The organism is Sorangium sp. So ce119, assembly GCF_051524405.1.
Lineage (GTDB): Bacteria > Myxococcota_A > Polyangia > Polyangiales > Polyangiaceae > Sorangium > Sorangium cellulosum_G.
In genome coordinates this window covers 8987437-9013410 of sequence record NZ_CP150310.1, presented here as the reverse complement: position 1 = coordinate 9013410, position 25974 = coordinate 8987437, and the positions used below count along the sequence as shown (strand labels likewise).

General features: G+C 72.8%; 20 protein-coding genes. 7 read left to right on the top strand and 13 right to left on the bottom strand.

Going from position 1 to position 25974, the window contains the following annotated elements:
* Positions 1 to 186: 186 nt before the first annotated feature.
* From WME76_RS33960 to WME76_RS33950, 3 genes are read left to right on the top strand one after another with little or no spacing between them, the layout of a single operon-like run.
* Positions 187 to 852: a sigma-70 family RNA polymerase sigma factor gene (locus WME76_RS33960; protein ID WP_437962185.1), complete on the top strand. Its 666-nt coding sequence runs from the start codon at positions 187 to 189 to the stop codon at positions 850 to 852.
* Positions 849 to 1553 carry an anti-sigma factor family protein gene (locus WME76_RS33955; RefSeq protein WP_437956378.1) on the top strand — a complete coding sequence of 235 codons (705 nt, stop codon included), beginning with the start codon at positions 849 to 851 and terminating at the stop codon, positions 1551 to 1553. Before WME76_RS33960 ends, WME76_RS33955 begins: the two co-directional genes overlap by 4 nt.
* A complete protein-coding gene (locus WME76_RS33950) occupies positions 1553 to 2071 on the top strand; it encodes a hypothetical protein (RefSeq protein WP_437956377.1) in 519 nt (172 codons plus the stop codon). The genes WME76_RS33955 and WME76_RS33950 overlap by 1 nt, the downstream gene beginning before the upstream one ends.
* A 65-nt stretch (positions 2072 to 2136) precedes the next feature.
* Here the strand turns inward: WME76_RS33950 and WME76_RS33945 are convergent, their stop codons facing one another.
* The 7 genes from WME76_RS33945 to WME76_RS33915 form a co-directional block, all read right to left on the bottom strand.
* Positions 2137 to 3336, bottom strand: a complete 1200-nt coding sequence (locus WME76_RS33945) for a sensor histidine kinase (protein WP_437956376.1) — start codon at positions 3334 to 3336, stop codon at positions 2137 to 2139.
* On the bottom strand, positions 3333 to 5360 hold the full coding sequence (locus tag WME76_RS33940; protein WP_437956375.1) for a PAS domain S-box protein: 2028 nt from the start codon (positions 5358 to 5360) through the stop codon (positions 3333 to 3335). The genes WME76_RS33945 and WME76_RS33940 overlap by 4 nt, the downstream gene beginning before the upstream one ends.
* A 103-nt stretch (positions 5361 to 5463) precedes the next feature.
* Positions 5464 to 6486: a Holliday junction branch migration DNA helicase RuvB gene (gene ruvB, locus WME76_RS33935; protein WP_437956374.1), complete on the bottom strand. Its 1023-nt coding sequence runs from the start codon at positions 6484 to 6486 to the stop codon at positions 5464 to 5466.
* A gap of 92 nt (positions 6487 to 6578) precedes the next feature.
* Complete coding sequence (locus tag WME76_RS33930) at positions 6579 to 8501, bottom strand: sensor histidine kinase (RefSeq protein WP_437956373.1); 1923 nt, start codon at positions 8499 to 8501, stop codon at positions 6579 to 6581.
* On the bottom strand, positions 8498 to 10054 hold the full coding sequence (locus tag WME76_RS33925; RefSeq protein WP_437956372.1) for a sensor histidine kinase: 1557 nt from the start codon (positions 10052 to 10054) through the stop codon (positions 8498 to 8500). Before WME76_RS33925 ends, WME76_RS33930 begins: the two co-directional genes overlap by 4 nt.
* 87 nt (positions 10055 to 10141) lie before the next feature.
* Entirely contained in the window at positions 10142 to 10717 is a 576-nt protein-coding gene (locus WME76_RS33920) for a GNAT family N-acetyltransferase (RefSeq protein ID WP_437286346.1), read from the bottom strand.
* A gap of 4 nt (positions 10718 to 10721) precedes the next feature.
* Positions 10722 to 13439, bottom strand: coding sequence for a protein kinase domain-containing protein (locus WME76_RS33915; protein ID WP_437956371.1), 2718 nt, complete (start codon positions 13437 to 13439; stop codon positions 10722 to 10724).
* Between the two features lie 636 nt (positions 13440 to 14075).
* On the opposite strand from WME76_RS33915, the gene WME76_RS33910 reads away from it, so the two are divergent.
* From WME76_RS33910 to WME76_RS33900, 3 genes are all read left to right on the top strand, one after another.
* Complete coding sequence (locus WME76_RS33910; protein ID WP_012239819.1) at positions 14076 to 14414, top strand: P-II family nitrogen regulator; 339 nt, start codon at positions 14076 to 14078, stop codon at positions 14412 to 14414.
* A gap of 154 nt (positions 14415 to 14568) precedes the next feature.
* Positions 14569 to 15981, top strand: a complete 1413-nt coding sequence (gene glnA / locus WME76_RS33905) for a type I glutamate--ammonia ligase (RefSeq protein WP_437956370.1) — start codon at positions 14569 to 14571, stop codon at positions 15979 to 15981.
* A gap of 339 nt (positions 15982 to 16320) precedes the next feature.
* Positions 16321 to 17403 carry a serine/threonine-protein kinase gene (locus WME76_RS33900; protein WP_437956369.1) on the top strand — a complete coding sequence of 361 codons (1083 nt, stop codon included), beginning with the start codon at positions 16321 to 16323 and terminating at the stop codon, positions 17401 to 17403.
* A gap of 58 nt (positions 17404 to 17461) precedes the next feature.
* On the opposite strand, the gene WME76_RS33895 is transcribed toward WME76_RS33900, so the two are convergent.
* Both WME76_RS33895 and WME76_RS33890 read right to left on the bottom strand, forming a co-directional pair.
* The gene (locus WME76_RS33895) at positions 17462 to 19396 is read right to left on the bottom strand and encodes a permease (RefSeq protein ID WP_437956368.1); all 1935 of its coding nucleotides are present in this window, start codon (positions 19394 to 19396) and stop codon (positions 17462 to 17464) included.
* Between the two features lie 219 nt (positions 19397 to 19615).
* On the bottom strand, positions 19616 to 20068 hold the full coding sequence (locus tag WME76_RS33890) for a Fur family transcriptional regulator (RefSeq protein WP_437956367.1): 453 nt from the start codon (positions 20066 to 20068) through the stop codon (positions 19616 to 19618).
* Positions 20069 to 20827: 759 nt separating this feature from the next.
* On the opposite strand from WME76_RS33890, the gene WME76_RS33885 reads away from it, so the two are divergent.
* Positions 20828 to 21736, top strand: coding sequence for a zinc metalloprotease (locus WME76_RS33885; protein ID WP_437956366.1), 909 nt, complete (start codon positions 20828 to 20830; stop codon positions 21734 to 21736).
* A 102-nt stretch (positions 21737 to 21838) separates the two neighbouring features.
* On the opposite strand, the gene WME76_RS33880 is transcribed toward WME76_RS33885, so the two are convergent.
* The 4 genes from WME76_RS33880 to WME76_RS33865 all read right to left on the bottom strand — a co-directional run bounded on the left by WME76_RS33880 (position 21839) and on the right by WME76_RS33865 (position 25888).
* Positions 21839 to 22630 carry a hypothetical protein gene (locus tag WME76_RS33880; RefSeq protein WP_437956365.1) on the bottom strand — a complete coding sequence of 264 codons (792 nt, stop codon included), beginning with the start codon at positions 22628 to 22630 and terminating at the stop codon, positions 21839 to 21841.
* A 404-nt stretch (positions 22631 to 23034) separates the two neighbouring features.
* The gene (locus tag WME76_RS33875) at positions 23035 to 23871 is read right to left on the bottom strand and encodes a type II CAAX prenyl endopeptidase Rce1 family protein (protein WP_437956364.1); all 837 of its coding nucleotides are present in this window, start codon (positions 23869 to 23871) and stop codon (positions 23035 to 23037) included.
* Positions 23853 to 25001, bottom strand: coding sequence for a peptidase MA family metallohydrolase (locus WME76_RS33870; RefSeq protein WP_437956363.1), 1149 nt, complete (start codon positions 24999 to 25001; stop codon positions 23853 to 23855). The genes WME76_RS33875 and WME76_RS33870 overlap by 19 nt, the downstream gene beginning before the upstream one ends.
* Positions 24998 to 25888 carry a hypothetical protein gene (locus tag WME76_RS33865; RefSeq protein WP_437956362.1) on the bottom strand — a complete coding sequence of 297 codons (891 nt, stop codon included), beginning with the start codon at positions 25886 to 25888 and terminating at the stop codon, positions 24998 to 25000. The genes WME76_RS33870 and WME76_RS33865 overlap by 4 nt, the downstream gene beginning before the upstream one ends.
* Positions 25889 to 25974: the final 86 nt, after the last annotated feature.

Below are 25974 nucleotides of genomic sequence, written 5' to 3'. Positions count from 1 at the left end.
TCGCGGTGTTCCTTGTCCCCCGGCCTCCTCAGGTAAGCTGACCCCGTGGCCTCTGCACCTGCCCCCCCGGACGAGCTTGAGCGGGTCGCGCCCCCCGGCGACCCCGGCGACGATCCGGGAGAACCGGAAGGCGACGACCCGTCCGCGGACGGCGACCGCCGTGACGCAAAGCAGCTTCACGCGCGCCTGAATAGCGCTTCGGCCCGTGCGTCCAATCGCGAGGCACGACGGCGAGAGGCGGAGGAGGATCGTGAGCTCATCGAGCGGGCGCAGCAGGGTGACCAGGCGGCATTCCGCTCGCTCGTGGAACGGCACCAGCGCAGGGCCTTCGCGATCGCCATGGGGCTCGTGCGCGACGAGAACGACGCGCGCGAGCTGGTGCAGGACGCCTTTCTCCGGGTCTACAAGGGCCTCGGCTCCTTTCAGGGCGGCTCCTCGTTCTTCACCTGGCTCTACCGGATCGTCACGAACCTGGCGATCGACCTCATGCGGAAGCCGGGGCGCCGCGACCTCGAGTTCCAGGAAAACCAGGCAGCCGAAGAGCAGTCCGATTTCCCGCTCGTCGCTCGGATCGACGGCGCCGATCCCCTCAACGTCGTCCGGCGCCGGGAGATCGCCGGGCGCATTCAGGCCGCGCTCGACGCGCTGCCGCCTTACCACCGGGGGGTCATCCTGATGCGCGAGGTCGAGGGGATGTCGTACGAGGAGATGGCTCAGGCCATGGGGGTCTCGAAGGGGACGATCATGAGCCGCCTGTTCCATGCTCGTCAGAAGCTTCAGCGTGCCCTCGCTGACTGTTACGCGGAGGAAGAGGGCAAGGGCCCCGCAGCGGACCCGGAGGAGATCGCGTGAGTACCGCCAACAGCAGCAAGGCGAACCACGGGGAGGCGAGCGCCCCGCCGACGGACCTGGAGCTGATGCTCTACGTCGACGGTGAGCTCGATGAAGCGAGGCACCGGCAGGTGGAGGACTACGTGCTCCACGACCCGCGCTGCCGCGCGAAGGTCGCAGGGCTCGTCACCGCGTCCGACATGATCCGGGACAGCGCGCTGGCCTCCAGCGCGGCGGACAGCATCGCCGATGCGGTGATGGCGAAGATCGGCGAGGGATCGGGCGCGGTCGCGAAGAACGACGGCGGCGCCGCCGCGCGGCCGCTCGCCGTGTCGCCGTCGGGCGAGCCACCTCGCAGCCCGGCGCGCCTCCGCGGATCGCCGGCCAACGACAACGCGCGCGGGATCTTCGCGCTGACGGCGCTCGCGGTGGCCGCGGCCGCCGCGCTGATGGTCTGGGGGCGGATGGACGTCGAGGCGCCCACCGCGGCGCTGCCGGCGCGGACGGTCCCCGAGGCGCTCGCCCCTGCGCCCGCGGCGCCGCCGAGCGAGCCCGCCGCCGCGCCGAGCGCCGAGGGCGAGATCGAGCCCGGCGTCGAGATCGCCGCGGTCGACTTCGGGGCGCGCATGGGCACCATCTTCTACGTTCCGCGGGAGGCCGTGGCCTCTGGCCCGACGACCACGGTGGTTTGGCTCTCCGATGACGGTCCGGGAGGACAGTGATGAGATTTCTTGCGAGTGCGATCACCGCGATGATGGTCCTGGCGCTCGGCGCGAGCCCTTCCCTTGCCGTCGCGCAGGAGAAGACGCCGGCCCCCGCTCCGGCGGCGCCGTCCGAGGCCGCGGTGACGTCCGAGGTCGTGGTCCTCCACGCGACGAACGACGGGACCGGCATCGATCCGAAGATCGGCAAGATGCCCGAGCTCGGGAAGCCGCCGTTCTCGGCGTACAACAGCTACAAGCTCCTCGATCGGCTGAAGATCAGCCTGCAGAAGGGCAAGCCGACGACCACCAAGCTGCCGAACGGCAGCGTCCTCATGGTGTCGCTGAAGGACGTCGTGGCCGCGAAGAAGCAGGACGAGCCGAAGCGCTTCGTCATCAGCGCGAGCATCCAGAAGCCCGGCGGCAACACGTTCCTGCCGCTGCTCGAGGTGAACGCCAAGGCCGGCGAGAACTTCTTCGTGGCGGGTCAGCAGCACCTGGGCGGCGTGCTCGTGCTCGGCGTCAAGGTCGCGCCCTGAGCGCAATCTGAGCCCGAGGAGCGCCCGGCGCTCAGCGGCGCCCGGCGCTCAGCGGCGCCCGGCGCTCAGCGGCGCCCCGAGGACGGCAGCGCGATCGGCAGGTCCAGGTAGAAGACCGTCCCCCGCGGCGCGCGCGCGGCCGCGCGGATGGCGCCGCCGTGCGAGGCGACGATGTTCCGCACGATGCTCAGGCCGAGCCCGGTACCGGTGCCGTCGGTCTTGGTCGTGAAGAACGGGTCGAAGATCCTCGGCAGGTGGTCGGCCTCGATCCCGTGCCCTTCGTCCTGGATGGTCACCGTGATGTAGCCGTCGTTCGGTGACATCGCGGTCGCGATGTCAAGGCAGCCGCCGCGCTCGTGCATCGCGTGCGCCGCGTTCGTGAACAGGTTCACGAACACCTGCGTCAGCGGGTCGATGACGCCGTGCACGGGCGGTATCTCGCCGAAGCACTTCTCCACGGTGACGCCCGTCTGATCGAGGAGGTGCTCGCAGAAGACGAGCGCGCGCTCGATGATGTCATGGAGGGAGACGGCGCCCGGCTTCTCCGTGGACGGCCGCGAGTAGGCGATCAGATCGCGCGTGAAGCGGCGGATGCGATCCGCGGCCTCGTTGATCCTCGCGAGCCGCTCGATGTCCGAGGGATCGAAGCCGCTGCGCTCGCCCTTGCGGCGCAGGTACTCGGAGTAGGCGAGGATCGAGGTGAGCGGGTTGTTGAGCTCGTGCACGACGCCGGCGGCCATCTTCCCGAGGGAGGCCAGCTTCTCGGCCTGGATGATCTGATCGCGCAGCGACTGCTGCGCGCGCGCCTCTCGGATCGTGATCCGCAGGGCGAGCGCGAGCCGGTCGATCAGCGCTCCGATCGGCGCGCTGTCGAGGTACCCCGCGTCGTCGGCCGCGATGTGCACGCTCGAGCGACCGTCGGGCTCGATGGCCGCCACGCGCTCGAACGCGAATTCGGGCAGGAGCCGCGCCGGATCGCGGGCGTCGTCACGGCGCGCGCGCGGCGACACCCGGACGACCACCTGCGCGCCGGCCGCGCCGGGGATGCAGACGCCGAGCCCGCAGCCCGCGAGCGCCCTCTCGGCCGCGCCGAGCAGCGCCAAGGCGCGCTGCTCGACGGAGGCGGAGGGATCGAGCTCGCTCGCTGCGAGCAGCAGGTTGTCGATCCACTCGAGCGGGATGTCCCGGGTGAGCGGCTTCCGGAGCGTGACGGGAGCGTCGGACGACGGCTGCTCCCCCAGGTGCTCCGCGGTCCTTCCGCTCACCCGATCACCCTGCTCGGATCGTCGCCGCTCGACCGATCGAGATCGATGATCTTCGCGGCGCCGACGTAGGACTTCGTCTCGTAGCGGGTGATCTTGCCGATCTTGCGGACGATCTCCGCCATCCGCTCGGCCTCGCTGCGGATCGTCGCCGCCGCGCCCTTGATGGGGGACGCGTCGTCGATCCGACGGCAGATCAGCTCGGCGTAGCCGAGCACGCTGGTGAGCGGCTGGTTCAGCTCGTGCGCGGCGGCGCCCGCGAGCTCGGCGATGAGGGCCTGCTTCTCGCGAGAGCGCAGCTCCTCCTGCGCCTCGGTGAGGCGGGCTTCCATCCGCATCCGCTCGCGCAGGTCGGTGAAGATGCCGACGGAGCCGACGGGCACGCCGTTCTCGAAGATGAGCGCCGCGGAGAGGTGCACCGGGATGCGCGACCCGTCCTTGGCCAGGACCTCGGTCCGGTAGCCCTCGAGCCGGCCGGGGCCGCCGTGCTCCTTCGCGTGGATGAGCCTCATGATCTGCTCGGCGTTGTGGTCGGGGTACAGCGCGCGGACGTTCATCGCGCCGACGACCTCCTTCGCGTCGTAGCCGTAGATCCGCTCGGCGGCGCGGTTGAAGAGCAGGACGACCCCCTCCATGTTGGCCGAGACGATCGCGTCGACGGAGCTCTCGATGACCCGCTCGAGGAACTCCTTCGTCTTGGTGAGCTCCGCCTCGGTGGCGCGCTCCGTGGTGACGTCGCGGAAGCTGACCAGGACGGCGCCGCTCTCCTCTCGGAGGACGCTGCTGAAGCTGAAGCTCAGGATGAGCTTCTCCTGCTCGGGCTCGCCGCGCCGCACGGTGAAGTCCACCATGTGCGGGAACGACCCCTTCGCGAAGCCAGCCCGGATCTCCTCGAGGAGCGGGAGCTCGCGCGCGTCGACGAGGTCGGCGAGCTTGGCCTTCTCGAGGTCCTCGGCCGTGCGCCCGGTGATCGCCTGCGCGCGCGGGTTGGAGAAGAGGATGTGGCCGTCGGGATCGACGACGATGATGCCGTCCGCCGTCGAGTGGAAGAAGTCGGCGTAGCGCTGGAGCGCCTTCAGCCGGCGCTCCGCCTCGAACCGGGCGAAGGTGCTCTGCTGCGTCTGATCGCGCAGCGACTGCAGGATGCGCGCGTTGCGCAGGGCGATCGCGGTGGCGCTCGCGACGGTGCGGGCGAGCGAGAGCTCGTGGGCGTGGGGGGCGACGGGCTGCCGGCCGCGCAGGAAGAGCACGCCGAGCGGCTTGTCCTCGAACAGGATGGGCAGGAGCGCGAGCGAGCGGAACGCGTTCTCCGGGAGCTCCGCGCGCACGATGTCGAAGAGCGGGTGCGCCTTCGCGTCGTCGATCACGAGCACGTCGCCCGTGCGCATGACCCGCTGGATCTCCGGGTATTTCCCGAGGTCGATCGGCAGATCCCGGAGCTCCTTGTCGTCGCTCGCGGCGACCACGTAGCCGACGTCGCCCTGATCGCGCACGAGCACGATGCTGCAGCGGTCGACGCGGGCCACCTCGGCGATGCGCCGCACGACCGTGAAGAGGATGTTCCGGAAGTCGAGCGTCGACGAGAGCGCCTGCGTGAGCTCGAGGACCACCTTCGCGTCGTGCTCTTTGCGCGCGAGCGCGTCGACGTAGTCGCGGATCCGGAGCTGCCCGCGGATGCGGGCGATGAGCTCCGCCGGGCGGAACGGCTTGCGGATGAAGTCGTCCGCGCCGAGCTCGAAGGCGCGGGCGACCTCCTCGTCGGCGTCGAGCGCCGTCAGCACGACGACGGGGACGTCCTTCGTCCGGGGGTCGTCCCGCACGGCGCTGAGGACGACGTACCCGTCCGGGGGCGGCATCACGAGGTCGAGCAGCACGAGCGCGGGGACGCTCGCCTTGAGCCAGACGAGCGCCTCCGCGCCGGAGGTGACGGCGATGGTCTCGATGCCCGCGTCGGCCAGCGCGCGCAGCAACATCTGCCGGCTGACGGCATCGTCATCGACGACGAGCACAGGATCGCGGCGAGACACACCGCAAGCTTATCGATTCCGCGCTGCGACGATGAGAGAATTTCCCAGGAGGGCGCGATCGCAGCGCAGACGCTCGACCCCGGCGCATCGGCGCCGCGCAGGGCTACGAGAAGAGATCCCCCTGCTTCGCCGCCGGCGCGTCGAGGCCCAGGTGCTCGTACGCGCGGCGGGTCGCGATCCTGCCCCGCGGCGTGCGGCCGAGGAAGCCCTGCTGCAGCAGGAACGGCTCGTACACGTCCTCGATGGTGTCGCGCGGCTCACTGAGCGCCGCCGCGAGCGTGTCGACGCCCACCGGGCCGCCGTCGTAGTGGTCGATGATGACGCGCAGCAGCCTGCGGTCCATTTCATCGAGGCCGGCCGGGTCGATCTCGAGCCGCTCCGCGGTCTTGCGCGCGATCGCCATCGTGATCGCGCCGTCGCCGAGCACCTCGGCGAAGTCGCGGACGCGGCGCAGGAGGCGGTTGGCGACGCGCGGGGTGCCCCGCGCACGCGCCGCGATCTCGCGCGCCCCGCCGGCGTCGATCGGCACGTCGATCAGACCGGCGCTGCGCTGCACGATGCGCTCGAGCTCCTCGACCGGGTAGAAGTCGAGGCGGACGACGTGGCCGAAGCGCGACAGCAGCGGCGCGGTGAGCAGCCCGGTGCGGGTCGTCGCGCCGACGAGCGTGAACGGCTTGAGCGCGAGCTGGATCGTGGTCGCGTACGGGCCGTCGCCGGTCATGATGTCGATCTTGAACGACTCGATCGCGGGGTAGAGGCTCTCCTCGACCGCCGGCGTGAGCCGGTGGATCTCGTCGATGAACAGGACGTCGTTGCGCTCCAGCTTCGTCAGCAGCCCGGCCAGCGCGCCCTTGTGCTCGATCGCCGGCCCGCTCGTGACGTGGAGGGTCACGCCCATCTCGCGGGCGAGGATGTGGGCGAGCGTGGTCTTGCCGAGCCCGGGCGGGCCGCAGAAGAGCATGTGGTCCAGCGGCTCGCGCCGCCGGCGCGCGGCCTCCACGAAGACCTTGAGGTTCTCCGTGTGCTTGTCCTGGCCGACGTACTCGGCGAGCGAGGCAGGCCGGAAGAGGCGATCGAAGCGATCGTCGTCGCCTGTCTCGGCAGGAGAGAGCGCCCGTTCAGGCATGCCACGGGAGTACCGCGGGAAGACGGCGAAGGGAAGCGATGGGAGCCGATCCGCGCGGCGGCAACGCGCCGTTCGCGCGGCCGCGGGCGGGGTCAGCCGAGCGCGGGGACCGACGACAGGCGGGGACGCCGCGGGGGCGGGACGCGCGGCAGACGGGCGCGGCAGAGCGGGCGGCCGTCGGGGGCGCCGTCCACCTCGAGCGAGCCGCCGTGGAGCTCGATCACCGAGCGCGCGTGGCTGAGGCCGAGCGTCAGGCCGCGCCCGCGCGCGGTGGTCTGCCGGCTGAACAGGGCCTCCAGCTCCTCCGGCGGCACGTCGCGGCTGCCGTACTCGACGTCGATGCGGACCTCGCTGTTGAACTCACCGGCCATCGTCGCGGTGAGGCGCACGAGGCGCGCGGACGGGTCGGCCGCGCCGGTCCTGAGCGCGTGCGCCACGATGACCGCGAGCGCCCGCGTCGCGTACGCCTGATCGACCGGGATCAGCGGCAGGGTGTCGCCGACCTCCACGACGACCTCTCCGTCGGCGTCGCTCGCGAGCTCGCGCGCCTTGCGGATCGCGCCCGCGATGAGCGAGCCGACGGACGTCGGCTGCGGCTCGAGCGTGAGCTGCCCGGCCTCGACGCGGGCGGCGTCGAGGATCGACTCGATGAGGCCGAGGAGCTCCCGGCCGCGCGTCGAGATGAGCTCGAGGCTCTCGCGCTGCGCGTCGGTCAGATCCTCCTGGCCCACGAGATCAGCGAACCCGAGGATCGCGTTCAGCGGGCTCTTGAGGTCGTGGCTCACGCTGGCGAACAGGAGGCCGCGCATGCGCTGCGCGGCCTCGCGGGCCTCGAGCGCGCGCTCCTGGGCCGCGGCGAAGACGCGGAAGCGCTCGGCGAGATCCTCGATCGCGTGCCCGAGCCGGGCGACGACGGCGAACCGGGCGGGGCGCGCGATCTGCGTGGCGCCGCGGAGCACGCTGTCCGTGCCGAGCAGGCGCACCTGCTTCGTGGCGTGCACGAGATCCGCCGCGAGCACGCGGCCGAAGAGGTTTCCGAGCGCGCCGGCGACGAGCACCGCGAGCAACGCGACGAGCGCGCCCAAGATCGCGGCGGAGGGCTCGAGGTCCGCGGAGAACCGGATGTTGACGCAGCCCCCCTTGTCGAGCGGCGTGATCACCGCGATCTGCCCGTCGGCCTCGCGGCCGAAGGAGGGCTCCGCGTCCACGCAGTCCTGCTCCACGCGCGCGAGGAACCCGAACTCCGCCGCGGCGGCCACGACGTCGTTGCGCTCGGCCTCCTCGATGGCCCCGAGCGCCGGGTCGAGCGCCGTGCGCGCGACGAGCGCCGCGGTGGCGCGGCGGCTCCGCTCGATGAACGTCTGGAGGTGCGCGTTCGCGATGAGCACCGCCCCGACGCCGACGAGCAGCACCGGCGCGGCGACGGACAGGAGCAGCTTGTAGGTCACCCGCCGGCGCGGCGTCTGGTACAGCTCGGCCGTCTCCAGCAGGGCGCCGATCGCCTCGGCCGGGCTGATCTCGAAGAGGCTGAACGTCGTGGCGCGCGTCAGCACGTAGTGCGGGATCGCGGACGCGCTGAGGATCGTGATCGCGAGGATGAGCAGGCTCACCGCGCGGCCGTCGTCGAGCTTCTCCGGCCTGATCCCCGGGATCATCATGAGGCTCGAGATCGTCGAGCTCGCCAGCACGAAGCGCACCGCCAGCGACGGCGGCAGCTCGGCGAAGCGCTCGAGCTCCTCGTGATCGATGTCGCGCGCGCCGATCATGAGCGAGCGCAGCAGGTCCCGGTGGGTGCGCAGCCGGAGCAGGGTCAGCAACGTGGTCGCGCCGATCGCGGCGAGGGCGATCTTCGCGCCGACCGAGAGCACGCTCGTCGCGACGCCCTGCTCCAGGATGAGCAGCTTCGGCGCGAGCGCCGCGATCGCGCCGAACGCGGCGACGCCGACCAGCGCCTGGCGGACGAGCACGCGCCGCGCGAAGTGGATCGCGTCGTTCCTGATGCGCTCCTCCGTCACGCGATCCTCCCCCCTGGGCGGCCGCCGCCGGCCTCGCCCGGCGGCGGCGACGCGTCGGACGCGGGCTGGGCCAGCGAGGGCGCGCGGTTGGGATCCAGCCAGATCGGCAGCGTGATCGTGAAGGTCGAGCCCCGCCCGAGCTCGCTCTCGAGCTGGATCGTCCCGCCGTGCATCAGCACGAGGCGCCGCGCGATCGAGAGCCCGAGCCCCGTGCCGGCCCGGCGTGAGCGCACGTCGCCGGTCTGCCGGTACTCCTCGAAGACCGCCGACGTCTCCTCCGGCGGGATGCCGGGGCCGGTGTCCTGGACGACGATCGCCGCGTAGCGGCCGCGCCCCGCGATGTGGACCGTCACCGAGCCGCGCGCCGTGAACTTGACGGCGTTCGAGACGAGGTTCGTCAGGATCTGCCGCACCCTGCGCGGATCGGCGTGCGCGAGCAGGCCGTGGTCGCCGGTGACGCGGAGCTGGACGGGCTTGTCGCGGGCCGCCGCGGACGCCTCCCGCATCACCTGATCGACGAGGGCGCGCAGGTTCACGGCGCGGCGGGAGAGCTGCAGCTTGCCCGTCTCGAGCGCCGAGAGATCGAGGATGTCGTCGATGAGCGTGCGCAGGTGCTCGCCGCTCTGCCGGATGACGGAGAGCGCCTCGCGCGCGTCCTGGCTGAGCGGCCCGTCGACCTCGCTCTCGAGGACGTGCGCGAACCCGAGGATGGCGTTGAGGGGCGTGCGCAGCTCGTGGCTGAGCCCCGCGAGGAACGCCGAGCGCTCGCGGTCCATCGCGGACGCCTGCTGGAGATCCGCCCGGTAGGTGCGCTCCGCCGCGGCGAAGCGGGTGATCAGCAGGTTGAACGCCGCCGTCAGCAGGCCGACCTGATCGAGCGATCTGATCGGCACGGGCTCGACCGGGATCACGTCCGCGTTCGTCGCGCCCGGGCCATGACCGCGCGCCATCGCCGTGATGCGCTCGCGCAGGTAGTCGACGTCGTCGCGCGCCGCCTTGGTGAAGGAGAGCGCGACCGCGACCGCCACGCCGAGCAGCAGCGTCGTGAGCGCCGCGACGGCGTTGCCGAGGGCGATCGAGTGGGGCGGCGGGCTCGGCGCCGAGACGAACGTGATCACCGTCAGGTTGGAGAGCGGCGGGTGCAGCGGGCGCGCCGCGAACCGCACGCGGCCGAGCGAGGTCGTCGCCTCGCCCTTGCCCTGGGTGAGCATCTGGAAGATGTCGGCCTTGGCCGGGGCGCCGAAGCTCTCGTTGACCAGCACCTGCCCGCTCTGCTCGACGAGCAGGATCTCCGCCGTAGCCCGCCGCGCCGCCATCCCCAGGAACTCCGCCCGCTCGCCCTCCGGCGTCCCGCGGAGCCGCGCCACGAGCGTCGCAGACAGCACCTCCGCGCGCAGGCTCGCGGCCTGATCGCTCATGCTCGCGAGCTGGCGAATACCGATCACCGCGATCGCCACCGCTGTGGCGATCCCCACGGCGATCACGATCGCGGGCGCGAGCGGCACCAGCGGCATCGTGCCGCGGGGCCAGCGGAGGAGGCGACGACGGGCCACGGCGAAGGGTGCGATGCTAGCGCGCTTCGCCCGGCGCACGTGCGGCATCCCGCGCGCGCGGTCTCCCACGTCCCGCGCGGGCGCCGCTCACCTGGGATCGGTCGCCAGGAGCGCGAAGACGGAGTGATCGAGCCAGCGGCCGTCGCACCACTCGGCCTGCCGGGCGATGCCCTCGAAGCGGAAGCCGAGCCGGCCGATGACCGCGAGCGAGGCGTGGTTGTCCGTCGCGGCTGCAACCCGCACCCGGTGTGCGCCCATGTGGTTGAACGCGAACCCGAGCGCCGCCTTCGCCGCCTCGGTCATGAGCCCGCGTCCGGTCGCCTCCTTGCGCAGCCAGTACCCGAGCTCGCAGGAGCGGTGCAGGTGCACGCACGCCTCGAGGCCGACCACGCCGGCGAGCGAGCGGTGCGCGCGCTCGCGGATGACGAAGCGCAGCGCCCTGCCATGATCCCAGTCGGCGGCGCACGCCTCGGCGAAGCGGACGCTCGCGGCCGGGTCGGTGTGGAACTGCACCCACGGCAGCCAGCGCTGGAGGGTCGGGCGTGAGCCGCTGACCGCAAGCCAGAGCTCGGGGCCGTCGGACGGGTCGATCGGCACGAGGATCAGCCGCTCGGTCTCGATCGGACGGGCGCGGACCTCGCTTCGAGGTGGGAGGATGAGCATGGGGTCACCGGCACTGGATGCGAGCGGCGTACGGCTCGAGATGACCCGCCTCGTAGTCAAGCCAGGCGACATACCATTCTCCGGGCCTCGCGCCGGGGCTGATCGAGGGCGCCGGCTGGTCGCCGCTGACGCGGGCGAATTTCGTGGGGGCGCCGATGCCGTCACGGTTCATCGACGCGGTGAGGAGGCGGCCCTGCTCGAACCAGACGAGCTGAGCCTGGCCCGTCGGCGCGATCGCGACCGCCGGGCGACCGCCGGCCTTCGAGAACCGCTTGCGCCAGAGCGGCTGGCCCTTGGCGGGGTCGATGTAGGCCGCGGAGGCGCCCCCGATCGGCGGCTCGCCGTGCCAGACGACGAAGCAGCTCCCCGCGCCGCACGCGAGCGACGGGCTGTCGCTGCGCGCACGGTCGCTGTTCACGAGCGACAGCTCGCCGAGCGCGCGGTCGGCGCGCTTGCCGGGGCTGGCCGGCGGGAGCCCCTTGTCCACGCTCGCGAGCGGGAGGCGCATGTACTGGATGATGCGCGTCGGCTCGCGATCGAAGCGGAAGGCGAGGTGCATCACGTCGCTCATCACCGCCACGGACGGGAAGCGGACGCGCGGCTTCGAGGGGCCCGTCGGGGTGACGTCCGTCAGCCGGATGATCTCGCCGACCGGATCGAGGTTCGGCGAGAGGCGGCGCATGAAGAGGTCCTCGGAGGAGGCGTTGTCGCCGTCGTCCGACCACGTGATGACGAACCCCTCGGCGGTGCGCGCGAGCGAGGGCCACGAGTTCCCGCCGCGGGGGAAGCGGGAGACCATCATCGCGGGGCCGTCGATCCGGCCGTCGCCGTCGAGCCAGCGAACCTGCACGCCGGCCTCCGGCCCCTTGCCGTCCCAGTACGTGAGCACCAGCCGCTCGCCGGCGGCGGTGAGCTCGGGGCGCCCGATGGCGCGGCCCTCGGGCGTCACGTCGAGCGCCGGCGACGACGGGCGCATCGCGCTGTCGAGCGCCGCCGTGTAGGCGTGCTCGGTGCCCTCGTGCGAGTCGGTCCAGGTGACGACCGCGCCGCGCGGCCCGAGCGCGATCGAGGGCCGGCTGGCCCCGATGGCGCGGCCGCCCTCGCGCACGAGATCGTGCGTGCGCGGCCTGGCGAGGCCGGTGAGCTGGCAAGGCGCCTTGCCGCTCGCGTCCTTCAGGGCGACCTGCACGTGCTCGATCAGCGTCCGCGGCACGGGGTGGTTGCCCTTCTCCTGGGCGTCCCTCAGCAGCCTGATCGCGGCCTTGAGATCGCCCGCGGCGATCGACTCCTGCGCCTGCGCGACGAGCGGCGGCCAGGGCAGGCCGGGCTGCTCGACCGGGGCCTCGGCGCGCGCCGGCACGTTGGTGACCGCGGAGGACGACGGCGCGCTGGGCGACGGCGGCCCCGCGGAGCTCGACAAGACCGGCGGCAGGGCCGTCGGCTTGAGGAACTGGCGGTAGCCGGCGTACGCGCCGCCCGCGGCGAGCGCGAGCACGCCAAAGAGGACGAGCGCGCGGCCGGCGCCGCCGCGCCTCGGCGCCGATCGATGCGCGAGCGCGTCGGGGAGCGAAGCGTCGCCCGAGCCGCCGGAGAACGTGATCTGCTGCCCGATGCCCTGGCTCATGCGCCCGGCCGTCGCGGCGCCCGGCGCGCCGGAGAGATCGAGCGCGCCGAGCGGATCTCCCCCGCGCTCCGCCGGGCCCGAGGGCACGGTCCGCCGCGCCTCGTTGGGGGTCACACGGACGACGCCCGGCGGGTCGAACGTCACGTCGGGCGGCGGGTCGCTGTTCGTGGGGAGGAGCCCGACCTGGGACGGCTCCGCGCCGCGCGGCTGCGCGACGCCGAGCGCGACCGAGAGCTCGTCGGCGAACTCCTTCGCGGTCTGGAAGCGCCGGTCGATCGCGCGGTCGAGCGCCTTCTCGAACCACGCGGTGAAGCTCGGCGGCAGGTCGGGACGGAGCGCCGCGGGCTGCGGCAGCGGCGCGTTCGCGATCTGCGCGAACGTCATCGCGACGCCCTGCTCGGTCTGCCAGACGGTGCGGCCGGTGAGGCACTCGTACGTGATGCAGCCGAGCGCCCAGAGATCCGCGCGGTGATCGACCGCGCCCTGGCCGCGCACCTGCTCCGGGCTCATGTACGCCGGCGTCCCGAAGACCGCGCCCTCGCGCGTGAGGCGCGCCTGCGCGTCGCCCCCGTCGACCGGCGCGTAGAACTTCGCGAGGCCGAAATCGAGGATCTTCGCGCAGAGCCGGCCCTCCTCGTCCTTCGTGAGGAAGATGTTCTCCGGCTTGAGGTCGCGGTGGACGATCGAGGCCGCGTGCGCCTTGGTGAGCCCTCGGCAGACCTGCGACATCACGGCGACGGTGGTCTCGGGGTCGAGGTACCTGATCACCGTCATGCGCTCGTACAGCGACTCGCCTTCGAGGAGCTCGAGCACCAGGAAGGGCCGCCCGTCGTCGAGCTTGCCGGAGTCGTAGACGTCGCAGATGAACGGGCTGCGGATCGACGCCGCCGCCCGGGCCTCGCGGAGGAAGCGCTCGACCACGACCGCCGACGTCGTCAGCTCCTGGGCAAGCACCTTGATCGCCACCCGCTTGCCGATGTCGATGTGCTCGGCCTCGTACACGGCAGCCATGCCGCCGCGTCCGATCTCGCGTGTGATGCGGTATTTTCCGGCGAGGACCGTGCCTACCGGGATCTTCGCTTTGTTCGGCAAAGCCATCAGGCAGGGCTGTCCCGCGACTGGATTCGCCAGCGCAGACTATTCGAGCCGCGTCACCAGGACAAGGCGAGCGCGCCGTGGTCGTCAGCTGGGGCGGCGCGACCCCCTCGAGAGGCCGGGAAACGGGCTCTTCCGTACGGGGAGGAGCCGGCAGAGCGGGCCCATCCACGGGGGGCCGTGGGGTAGGGGGACGTGGTCAAAGCGAGCCCCACCCCCCGGCGGGTCCGGGGAGCGCGGGCTCCACCCCCGGGTCCGGCGCCCTGAAAAAAGTAAGCTGGCTCCGATTTTCAGACGCCGGATCCACTTTTCTCACGCACGTACGGTGCGCGAAACATTCCGGAAACATGAGCTTGGGTACACCAGCGTGGACCTCCGGACGCTGCGCCAGCGGCCGGGGCGAGGGGTCGCCGATCCGGCTCTGTCGGACGGGTCCCTGAGTCATTGACAGCGGCGGGGCAATGCCCGGTGGACCGGGCGGACCCCGTCACGGATCGGAGCCGGGCGGCGCCCGGCACATCGACGGGAGGCCGCCGGCGGAGGCGTCCACCCTTTACCGGCTCTGCTCCGGCGGGGCTTTTCGGGTGAGCGTGCGGGTTTTTTACCCCGGCGGTCACCCGGTCACCACAGGCGTGCGCAATGAAAAAGGTCGAGGCGATCATCAAGCCGTTCAAGCTCGACGAGGTCAAGGACGCCCTCGCCGAGGTCGGGATTCAGGGCATGACGGTGACCGAGGTAAAGGGCTTCGGTCGGACCGGCGGCAAGAAGGAAGTCTATCGGGGGTCGGCCTATGTCGTCGACTTCGTCCCGAAGGTGAAGGTCGACATCGTCGTGCCGGACAGCATGGTCAGCGACGTGATCGACGCCATCGAGAAGAGCGCCAAGACGGGCCGGATCGGCGACGGAAAGATCTTCGTCGTCCCCGTCGAGGAGGCCGTGCGGATCCGTACGGGGGAGCGCGGCGAGGACGCCATCTAGGCGAGCCGCGGGCAGAGCGTCACAGGGCATCGCGACGGGTCACAGGCTCGAGAGCCGAGCAAGCAGAAGCGAGAGAGCAGCAGCGAGCACGATCCCGCGCGTCTTCGAATCACATCCAGCGAGAGCAGCGAGTCAGCGAGGTAGAGGAAGAATCATGAAGCCGAAAGATGTCGTCGCGTTTGCGAAGGAAAACGACGTTAAATTTGTCGATCTCAAGTTCATCGACCTGCCCGGCATCTGGCAGCACACGACGATCCCGGCGTCCCGCCTGAACGAGGACATCTTCGAGGAGGGGATCGGCTTCGACGGCTCGTCGGTGCGCGGATGGCAGCCGATCAACGCGAGCGACATGCTGATGACGCCCGACGCGTCGACGGCGAAGCTCGACCCCTTCCACGCCCAGAAGACGCTCAGCATGGTCTGCAAGATCAGCGACCCGGTGACCGGCCAGCCGTACGGCCGCGACCCGCGCTACATCGCGCAGAAGGCCGAGAACCACCTGCGCGCGAGCGGCATCGCGGACACGACCTACTTCGGGCCCGAGGCCGAGTTCTTCGTCTTCGACTCGGTCCGGTACGAGAGCTCCCCGCGCGGCGCCTTCTACGAGATCGACAGCGAGGAGGCGTCCTGGAACTCCGGCAAGGCCGGCGTGAACCTCGGGCACAAGATCCGGCAGAAGGAGGGGTACTTCCCCGTCGCGCCGACCGACACGCTCGGCGACCTGCGCGCGGACATGATGTCGACGCTCATCGAGACCGGCATCCCAGTCGAGGTCGGCCACCACGAGGTGGCGTCGGCCGGCCAGTGTGAGATCGGCATCAAGTTCTCGACGCTGACGTCGATGGCCGACAACCTGATGTGGTTCAAGTACGTCATCAAGAACGTCGGCCGCAAGCACGGCAAGTCGGTGACGTTCATGCCGAAGCCGGTCTTCGGCGACAACGGCAGCGGCATGCACTGCCACCAGTCGCTCTGGAAGGAGGGCAAGCCGCTCTTCGCCGGCGACGGCTACGCGGGCCTCTCCGACACGGGCCTCTGGTACATCGGCGGCATCCTGAAGCACGCGAAGGCGCTCGCCGCGCTCACCAACCCGACGACGAACAGCTACCGCCGGCTCGTCCCGGGCTACGAGGCGCCCGTGAACCTCGCGTACTCGAGCCGCAACCGCTCGGCGTCGATCCGCATCCCGCTGGCCCCCGGCAACAGCCCGAAGGGTCGCCGCATCGAGGTCCGCTTCCCGGACGCGAGCTGCAACCCGTACCTCGCCTTCGCCGCCATGATGATGGCCGGCCTCGACGGCGTCCAGAACCGGATCGACCCGGGCGACCCGCTCGACAAGGACATCTACGCGCTCTCGCCCGAGGAGCTGAAGGAAGTGCCGCACATGCCGGGCTCGCTCGACGAGGCGCTCTCCGCCCTCGAGCGCGATCACGAGTTCCTGCTCCGCGGCGACGTCTTCACCCGCGACATCCTCAAGACCTGGATCGACTACAAGCGCGAGCGCGAGGTCGACGCGATCCGGCTCCGCCCGGTCCCGCACGAGTTCTTCCTCTACTACGACGTCTGATCGACCCCACCCGAGCGGCGCAGGGTCCAGCGCACGAGAAAATTGCGCTGTGACCCTCGCGCCCCCTCTCCTTCACCCCTCGCCGTCGAGCGCGTGAAGCGCGCGTGGCGCCGTCGCGCCGTGAACTGCTCCAGGGCTGGCTTCGCGCTCGCGCCGGCGGCGCGGAGGAGGGGAGGCGCGCTGTCGCTTCCCCGGCTCGCGAACTTTTGCTTGCTGCTGGAGATGACGCCGCGCGGTACCGCTCGCCGGTGCGTCGGGTTATCCTCCGCCCCGTCGCAGACGTGGGTCGGGGGTAAGGCATCCTCTCCCCCGCTCCCTCAGAGACACCTCGGCGCAGCAGTGAACCCCGGCGATCTCATCCAGTCTCGCTACCGGCTCGTGAAGCTCCTGGGCCGAGGCGCCAGCGGGTCGGTGTGGGCCGCGAAGAACGAGCTCATCGATCGCGACGTGGCGCTCAAGGTGATGCGCCCCGAGGTGGCCGAGGACGCCGTCGCGCTCCAGCGCTTCTTCAACGAGGCGAAGGCGAGCGGGCGCGTGCGCAGCCCCAGCATCGTCGAGATCCTCGATCTCGGTCAGGCCGAGGACGGCTCGCCGTTCCTCGTGTTCGAGCTGCTCGTCGGCGAGGGGCTCGACGAGTGGCTGCGGCGCGAGGGCACCATCGAGCCGGAGACGCTGGTCGAGATCTTCACCGGCCTCGCGCGGGCGCTCGACATGGCCCATCAGCAGGGGATCATCCACCGCGACCTGAAGCCCGCCAACATCTACGTGCATCGCAACCACCTGGGCGAGCTCGTGGGGAAGATCCTGGACTTCGGGATCAGCAAGGTGCTCGAGAAGGAGCACAACTTCGCGCTGACCCACACGGGTTGCGTCGTCGGGTCGCCAGCGTACATGGCGCCGGAGCAGGCCGCGGGGCGCGAGGATCTCGACGGCCGCGCCGACCTCTGGTCGCTGGGCGTCGTCATGTACGAGGCGCTGACCGGGACGCTGCCGCACCAGGCGCCGAACTACAACGCGCTGATGGTCCGCATCCTGAGCAAGGATTGCGACCCGATCGCCTCGCGCCGGCCGGGGCTGCCGCCGCGCCTCTGCCACATCGTCGACGCCTGTCTCGAGCGCGAGCCCGACGCCCGGATCGCATCGGCGGGCCTGCTCGCGAAGGAGCTCGAGGCCGTGCTGCGGGAGCTGCGCGCGGCGCGATTCAGAGGGCAGAAGGGGCGGCGCGCCTCGGACGTCGGCCTCGGCGACAAGCTCCGCCTCGCGCCGGAGAGCGTCGGGCTGCGCGGCGGGTCGGTCGGCGCGCTCGGCCGCCTCGTGCAGCACGGGAGGCGGCAGCCGCCGGCCATGCTCGTCGCGGCGGGTCTCGCGGTGGTGTTCTGGGCGATGGTGCTGGTGCTGCTCGGCAGGTACTGGATCCGCTGAACGACGGCCGCTGCCGAGCGCGCGGCGCCTGCCGGGACGAGCCTCCGTGAGTCGTGCGTCAGGCGCGCGGCGCGCTGGCGAACGGGACGGGGGTGCGGTCGACGTGATCGGCCGGCGCGCCGAGCGGGGGCGCGTGCGCGGCGCACGAGGGCGCGTGCGGCGCCGCTTCCGCCGAGGCGGGGGCGTCGGCATGGCCGCCCATGTGGCCGAACCACGCGCGCGGCCCGAGCCTCGTGAAGCTCGCGAGCAGGAGCGCGCCGAGCGCCGCCGCGCAGACCCACTCGACGACCGCGTGCTCGTGCGCCGCGAGCGCGTGGAGCTCCGGGACCGACGCGCCGGGGACGAGGGCGTTCGCGGCGAGGCCGACCGCGACGGCGAGAGCGACGCTGGAGATCGCGAGCGCGGCGGCGGCGCGCGCGCCGAGCGAGCGCTTCAGCACGGCGAGCACCGCGACGTTGGTCGCGGGCCCTGCCAGGAGGAACGCGAGCGCCGCGCCGATGGAGAACCCCTTGTGGATCATCACCGCGGCGAGCGCCGTCGCGCCCTGCGCGCACACGTGGACGGCCACGGCGGCGAGCGCGCTCACCACGACGTCGGCCGGCGCGCCGATCGCGCGCGCCGCGGCTGGATCGATCGTCGCCTCGAGCACGGCGGCGAGCACGAGGCCCACGAGGTACCAGGCGGCCACCTGGTCGAGCGCCGGCCCGACGGCCTCGACGACGGCGGCGCGGAGCCGCGTCGCCAGCGGCGCGGCGGCCCCGGCGCCGGCAGGCGGCTCGCTGGATCGCGGCGGCGCGATCGAGGCCGGCGCGCTGGCCGTCCCGGCGGCGGATCCGGGCGAGCCAGAGGCCCCGGCGACGGAGCGCGAGGCGCCGACCACCCTGGCGACGAGGAGCGCGACCAGCACGGCGAGGAGCGCGCCGCCCGCGAGGCGCGCGGCGGTGAGCGGCAGGCCGAGCAGCCGCAGCGAGAGCAGCGCGCTGCCCACGTCGAGCGCTGACGCGCCGAGGGTGACGACCGCGGCGACCGGAGCGCCCGCGCGCAGGAGCCGCCGCAGCAGCGCCGAGACGCCGCGCGAGCCGGCGGGGAGCGGCAGCCCGAGCGCCGCGCCGCGGGCGGCCCGGGACAGCGCGGCGCCGCCGCGCGGCGATCCTGCGAATCCGGCGAGGTGACGGGGGAGGTACGCGCGCGCGAGCCCCGCCGCGGCGAGCCCGGCGAGCACGGCGGGCGCGGTCTCGACGAACAGCGGGCCGAGCGACTCGGCGATCGGCAGCTCGGTCGGGTGGGCGTGCGAGAAGAAGCTCTCCGGGCTGGGGAGCGCGAGCGCGACGCAGAGCCCGGAGGCGAAGGCGACGGCGCTCGCCGTCCGCGCCGCCCGGCTCCGCGGCGGGGCGTCGTGCGTGTGGACCACGATCCGGAGGAGGACGCCGAGGCCGAAGGCGATGAACACCTCGAACGACTCGTGCGGGAGGCTCTCCATGAGGCGCTGACCGAGCAGGGCGCCGAGCAGCGTGAGCAACCCGAGGAGCCCGAGGCGCACGGCGAGCTGCCGCCACCCCCAGGCGGGCAGGAAGCGCGCGGCGAGCGACAGCCCCTCCGGGAGGCGGTGCACGAGGACGGCGACCGCGAAGAGCGCGCCGTCTGCGCTGCCGTCAGCGGCGGCCGCGGCCAGCGCGAGCCCGGCGCCGTCGAGCAGCCCGTGCACGGCGAGCGCCGAGAACGCGACCTCCCGCCCCACCACCTCGCCCGCGCCGCGCCGCCGGTGCTCCGTGAGCCAGAGCGCCGCGTAGCCGAGCGCCGCCCAGAGGACCGCCTGCGCGCCGATCTCCTCGACCGCGTGCGGCAGGTGACGCGAGAGGACCAGGGCGGGGACGAGGCCGAGCGTCAGCCCGTCGAGCGCGGACGTCGGCAGCGTCCGGCGCCGGCCGAGCGCCACGAGGAGCGGCCCGGCGGCGAGACCGGCGAGCGACAGGGCGACGACGAGCGCGAGCATGGGCGCGGGAGGCTATGCCCGAGCGTCCGACCACGATCAACATCAAGTTGAAGCTGCAATCGAGATGCAGCGACGGCCCTGCCTCTCGCCCGACGGCGCTTTTTTACAGGCGGCTCCGGGCTGGCCGGCGGCCCAAGGTCACGGCGGCTCCCGCTGCCCCGCGGCTCAGGGCTGCCCCACGGCTCAGGGCTGCCCCGCGGCTCAGGGCTGCCCCGCGGCTCAGGGCTGCACGCACCGGTCGCAGCGGCCCTTGATCTGGATCTGCAGACCCTTGCGCCGCAGCGCGCGGGGCGCGCCGCGCGCCGGCTTGATCTCGATGCTCTCGTCGGGGAGGCAGAGCACATCACCGCACGTGTCGCACATGAAGTGCGGGTGTTCGCCCGTCGCGTGCTCTCCGGTGCCCTCGCGCAGCTCGAACCGCCAGAGGTGGTCGCCCATGTCGGTGCGGCGCACGAGCCCCGCGTTGGTCAGATCGATGAGGTTCCGGTAGATGGTGGCGCGATCCCAGCCCTTCGGAGCGAGCTCGGCCGCGAGCTCGGCGTGGCTGACGGGCGTCCGCGAGCGGCCGAGGCTCTGCAGCACCGCGATCCGCGGTGAGGTGGCTCGCAGGCCGGCCGCCCTGATCTGCTCGCGGAGCTGCTCCGCGGACTGACCTGCTTTCGAACGCGCCATGCGAGACATCTACCGTCGCCCCGACGGTACTGCAATCAGGATGCACGGAGCTCGCCGGACGCGCGGCGCGGCGCGGTTGCTCGACGCGCCGCGCGCCGGGATGAGTGAGATCGCTCGAGCGCCGCCGGGCTCGCCGTGCCTCGCCGCCCGCGGCGGGAACGCCGCCGCGCGGTCGCCGGGCGGGCGCGATGTCGATCTCGCGCGCGTACGCGGGGCCCGCTCGCGCGGCGCGGCCCTGCGCGACCCGAGGAGAAAGGAGCAGGGCCCACACTCGGAAGGTGGCAGATGGCGAGTCGGGCAACCGAGTGCGCCCTTATTCAAGCGTGGCTTGAACTCCACAAACCAGGCGGATGCGTTGCGCACGGACTCATCAGGAATGGTCCCAGAAACCTGGAGGAGCTCCAGGGGGAGCGTCGGGGATGAGACGCTGAAACATGGAACAGGCGGAACGGTCGACCCGCGATCGCCGCGTGGATTCGAGTCGAGGGTCGCTCGATAAAAAGCCGAGGCTCGCGTGCTCCATAATGGAGCGATCGCTCCAAGTTGGAGCAGCAAGCGTCTCCGCTCCGCGCACGTCATTGCGCCGCGTCATCGCGCCCGCCGATCCAGCCGGCGGTCGACCGAAAGGCGCAAGACGACCAAGACGTGGAATCTTACCTTGTCGCCTTGAGCGGAATCGGTCTTTTGGAATTGAACCGATTGTCACGGTGGATATATATTCCTGCTTCCTTTGCGGGGCCTGAACCAAGGAGAATGTCCATGCGAGCTCGGACGTGTGCGGAGGTACTTGCCTTAGTCGTGATCGCTGGCTTGAGCGCCGCGTGCAACAGCGACCCCTCGACCCCCGCGGAGGAAGCGCCGGCCGTCGCCGATGTCGATCCCGAGCAGGTGGAGGCGGCCCCGGCTCCGCTGCGACGTAGCTGCGGGACCGTCGAGCTGAGCGACACGGAGAAGGAGGAGGTCGAACTGCTCGTCCGCAGCCGGGTGCCGGCCGGGTTCACCGCGGGCACGTCGGTCGTGATCCCCGTGCACGTCCACGTCATCAACAAGGGGGCGGGTGTCTCGAATGGCGACGTGCCTGATGAGGTGATCAAGCGGCAGATCGATGTGCTCAACGCCGCTTACGCGGGCACTCGTTTCCAGTTCAATCTGGCCTCGACCGATCGGACCACGAACGCGACCTGGTACACGATGGGGCAGGGCTCCACGGCCGAGCGGAACGCCAAGAATGCGCTCCGTCAGGGTGGGCCCGACCACCTCAATCTCTACACGGCCAACCTGGGCGGCGGGCTACTCGGCTGGGCCACGTTCCCCTCGGACTATGCGAGGAGCCCGAAGATGGACGGGGTCGTGGTGCTCCAATCCTCGCTGCCCGGCGGCCGCGCAGCGCCGTACAACGAGGGAGATACGGCGACGCACGAGGTCGGTCACTGGCTCGGCCTCTACCACACGTTCCAGGGCGGCTGCTCGAAGACCGGGGACTATGTCGACGACACGGCGAGCGAGAGGGCGCCCGCGTACGGTTGCCCGAGCGGCGAGGACACCTGCAGGGGAGGCGGGCTCGACCCGATCGAAAACTACATGGATTACACCGACGATTCCTGCATGGATGCGTTCACCGCAGGGCAGGCCGATCGCATGTCGGCGATGTGGGACTCGTACCGTTGAGGGGGGGCTGACGGAGATGGGCGGCTGACCGGAGCTCGCTGCCGGCCGGCGGGCGGCGGGCAGCTCCGCCGCTCGCCAGCGGGCGAGTGCGTCAGCGATCGATCACGTCGACTTGACCTGCGCGCGGCGCTCGAAGCTCTGGCTCGAGCCGAGGACCCGGGACACGGGCCTGGCCGGGGCCGCAGGGGCATCGCCCGCGTCCCCGTCGCCCTGCGCGAGGCGCTGCTGGCGGCGGGTGCCGGCCTGCACGCCGAAATACACGCCGAGGAACGTCACGAGGCCCCATCCGAGCAGGCCGAGGGCGACGAGGCCGGTCTGGCGCGAGGCGTCGCCCCCGAGCCGGCTCACCTCCTCCATCGGCGCCGACAGCTTGCTCACCTCCTGCATCGGCTCGCGCAGCGTCGCGACCTGCTCCATCGGCTGCTTCAGCCCGGCGACGTCGCGCATCGGGGCGTTCAGGGCGGCGACGTCGCGCATCGGGGCGTTCAGGGCAGCCACGTCGGCGAGCGGACCCCGGATGCCCGCGAGGCTCTCGTTCATCGCGGCGATCGTCGCCTTCATCTCGCTCAGCCGATCCATCGACTGCTCGAGGCTCGCGGTCTCGCGCAGGCTCTGCTGCATCGCGTCCATCGACCCCTTGAGCTCGGCGAGCCGATCCATCGCCTCCTGCATCTCGGCGACCTTCTCCATCGGCTGCCGCAGCTCGGCGAGGCGCTCGATGCCGCGCTGCGATTCCCGCAGCGTCGCATTCGACTCCTCGATCATCGCGCGCATGCGCCGCATCTCCTCCGTGGTCGCCTGGATGGAGCGCGTGTTCGTGTCCACCATCGTCGCCATGCCGCAGCCCGTCGAGGTGACGACGAGCAGCGCCACCGGCGCAATCTGACGGATCATTTCCCAATGCATGCACGATCGTTGATGCCTCGAAGGCAACGCGTCAACGTGCATTTGACGCGGTGCGCTGGAATATGACATAGCCGTGTCCGGGGGGTGAGGCGCTGTGGGACGTTTGGGCGCGTCGCGCCGCGATCTGCGCGGTGGGGCCCCTGTTCGCACGGCGCTGTGAAATGCCGGTGTCGAACCGGAGGACGTTGACGCGCCGCTCGCGAAATCGAGGCGTCGAGTCGGTCGCAATGGCCGACGCGATGAACACGGCATCTCCCGGGGCCGCGACTTGCAGCTGTCGACGCGAGGCTGCCGCGCCTCGCGAGGACGCGAGGTTCACCGGACGCCGGGGCGGCGGGGAACGTGGGGGAAGGTGAGGGAGGCGCGCGGCCGCAGCGCGCGGGCGGCGACGCTCAGGGCGCGGGTCGATCGGGGCGCGACGCGCCGGCGCGGAGGACGAGCGCGGCGAGGATCGCGAGCGCCGCCGCGGCGAGCCAGGCCGGCGGGCCGAAGGCGCGGGTGCCGGCGGCGAGCGCGCCGTCGACCCACGTGACGTCGAGCAGGGAGCCGCGCAGGCCCGCGCCCGTGAGCGCGGTGAAGCTCGCGTGGGCGGCGACCGCGGCGAACGCGCCGCGGCCGTGGCGGAACAGCGCCGCGGTGAGCGCGCCGAGCGCGGCGGCGAGGGCGAAGCTCGACGCTGTCGCGCCCGGGGCGAGGCCGAGCGCGGCGCCGTGGGCGAGGACGGAGAAGGCCACCGCCCAGCGGCTCGAGAGCCCGGCGCGCGCCGCGGTGGCGAGCGGGATGCCCGAGAGCAGGAGCTCGTCGCGGACGGCGAGGGCGACCGCGCGCGCCAGCGCGAAGGCGAAGCTCAACGACGGCGCGCCGGCCTCGACGGTCGCCCAGCCGAGGGCCAGGGAAGCGCCGAGCGCGAGCGCCACGGCGAGCGCGCCGAGCGCGGCGCCGAGGCCGACGCGGCGGGCCAGGCGCGCGCGGTGGCCCGGGGCCTCCCGCTCCAGCGGATCGGTCCACTGCACGCCGGCCCGTACCGCGACGAGGTCGGCGACGACGGCGCCGGCGAGCGCCGCGGCGAGCGGGCTCGACCCGAGGAGCGCGGAGAGGATCTGCAAGGCCGCGGCGAGGCCGACGAGCCAGGCGGCGCCGAGCGCGAGATCGATGAGGCGGCGCTGCTGCCGCGCGCGATCGGGCACGGGCCCGCCGCCCTCGGCCGCGTTCAGTGGAGCGTGTGCCACTGGCCGTTGTGCTCCACCTTCGGGATGCCCGTGTCGCCGTCCGCCTCGCCGCGGTGGCGCGCGCCCAGGGTGGCCACGAGCTGGGCCGTGGACGCGCGCGCGGGCCGGTGGCGCGTCTCCGGCGCCGCGCGGAGCCGCCGGTGCGGCGCGGGAGGCGCCGCCGGCTTGCGGACGCGGAGCCGCCGCACGCCCTGCGCGCCCGCGACGATCAGCCCGAGCAAGAGCAGCGAGCCGACCAGCACCGGGAAGAAGCCGTAGCGGCGCGCGACGTCGTCGCGCCAGGCGAGCTCGAGGTCGTGGCGGGTCGAGGCGTAGGCGGCGTCGAGCGCGTCCGCGAGCGGCGCGCCGGCGCGCACCGCGTCGAGGGCGAGCGAGAAGCTCTGCCGCCGCTCGCCCTCGATGAGGAAGCGGAGGACGTCGGCCGACTGCGCGTGGGCCACCGACGCGGCTGGATCCGCGGCGCCCGCGAGGCTCGCCTCGAGGTCGTCGAGCGGGAGCAGGTGCCCGCGGAGCGCGGCGACGGAGAGCCGCTGCGCGCGGCGCGCGGCGCGCTCGCCCGCCGCATGGACGGCGAAGCCCTCGTGGAACCAGCGCGGGAGCGGGGCGCCGCCCGTGGCCTCGTCGAGCGCGAGGTGCGCGAGCTCGTGGCGGAAGGCGCTCTCGAGATCGGGCGCGTCGACGCCCGGCCGCGGGGAGGCGCTCAGGACAGCGAGCCGCAGCGCGCCGAACGACGCGGCGGTCGTCGGGCCCGCGAGCTCCCCGGGGACGAGGTTGTCGAGCTCGGCGGGGACGGCGGCGATCCGGACCTTCACGGGGGCGACCAGCGCCGGGCGGCCGAGCAGGGCGCTGAGCTCGGCGCGGATGGCGCCGGCATGGACGATCAGCGGGCGGACGCGATCGCGGGTCGACGGGCGGTAGGCGAACTCGATCCAGCCGAGGTCCTCGGTGTGGTACTCCGGCGGGGGCGGCGGGACGGCGAGCGTGGCCTTGCCGTCGAGCGTCGCGGCGGGCGCGTCGTAGATGCGGGGCGCGGCGGCGGCGGGCCCGGGCGCGGCGGCCATCGCGAGGCACAGGAGCGCCGCGAGCCTGTGGCCCACCGCCGCCGGGCCGCGCCGGGTGGGTCGCGTCATGGCGCGATCCGACCGCGGAGGTGAACCGTGCCGCCGTCGTCGCCCCCCGTCTGGGCGAGCACCAGCACCGCGATGCCCGTCACGGCGACGCCCGCGAGCGGCCCCCAGAACCAGGGCGAGCTCCACACCGAGCGCCGCCCGGACGAGCCCTGGTCGCCCTCCGCGGCCTTCGAGGTCAGATCGACGCCCGCGCGCGCGTCGCCGCGGAGCGGCCCGCTGCGCGCCGCTGCGCGCGCGGGCGGCGCCGCCGGGCGAGCCGCGGCGCCTTCGTCTCGCGCGTCGCCGGCGAGCAGCGCGCGGACGGCCGCGGCCGCGCCCGGCCAGTCGAAGGTCGCAGCGGCGGTCGCGTCCTCCTCGGTCCGCTGGATCGTCGCGCCGAGCTCGAGCGGTGCGTAGCTCGCGCCGGCGACGCGGAGCACGCGCGCCACGGGGTGGCCCTGCGCCGTGGTCACCGCCACGACGAGCGCCGCGCCGGCGTCCGCGCCGAGCGACGCGAGCAGCCGGCGCGCGACCGGCTCGGACTCGGCGCGCCCGGCCGAGCGACGCACCACCGCGAGCTCCTTCACGACGGCCGGCGCGTCCGGCGCGAGGGGCTCGCCGGCGAGCGCCTGCGCCGACGCCTCGTCGATGGGCGGACGAAGCGCGGGGTCGCGGTAGATCGAGCGGGCGAGCGAGCGAGCCGCCTCGACGCTCGCGTCGTCCACCGCCACAACGACGGCGCCGCGCAGCGCCGATCGAGGCGCGTCGCCGCCCGCGCGCGGGGCGCCTGCCGCTGCGTCGCCGCCCGCGCGCGGGGCGTCCGCCGCTGCGTCGCCGCCCGCGCGCGGGGCGTCCGCCGCTGCGTCGCCGCGGGGCGGCGCCTCGGCCTGCGCGGGCGCGGACGTCAAGCCGAGCGCTACCGCAACGAGGGCCGGAGCTGCCGACGTACAGCGGGACATGTGTTTACGGTACGGAGCCCGCGGGCGAGCGTCAA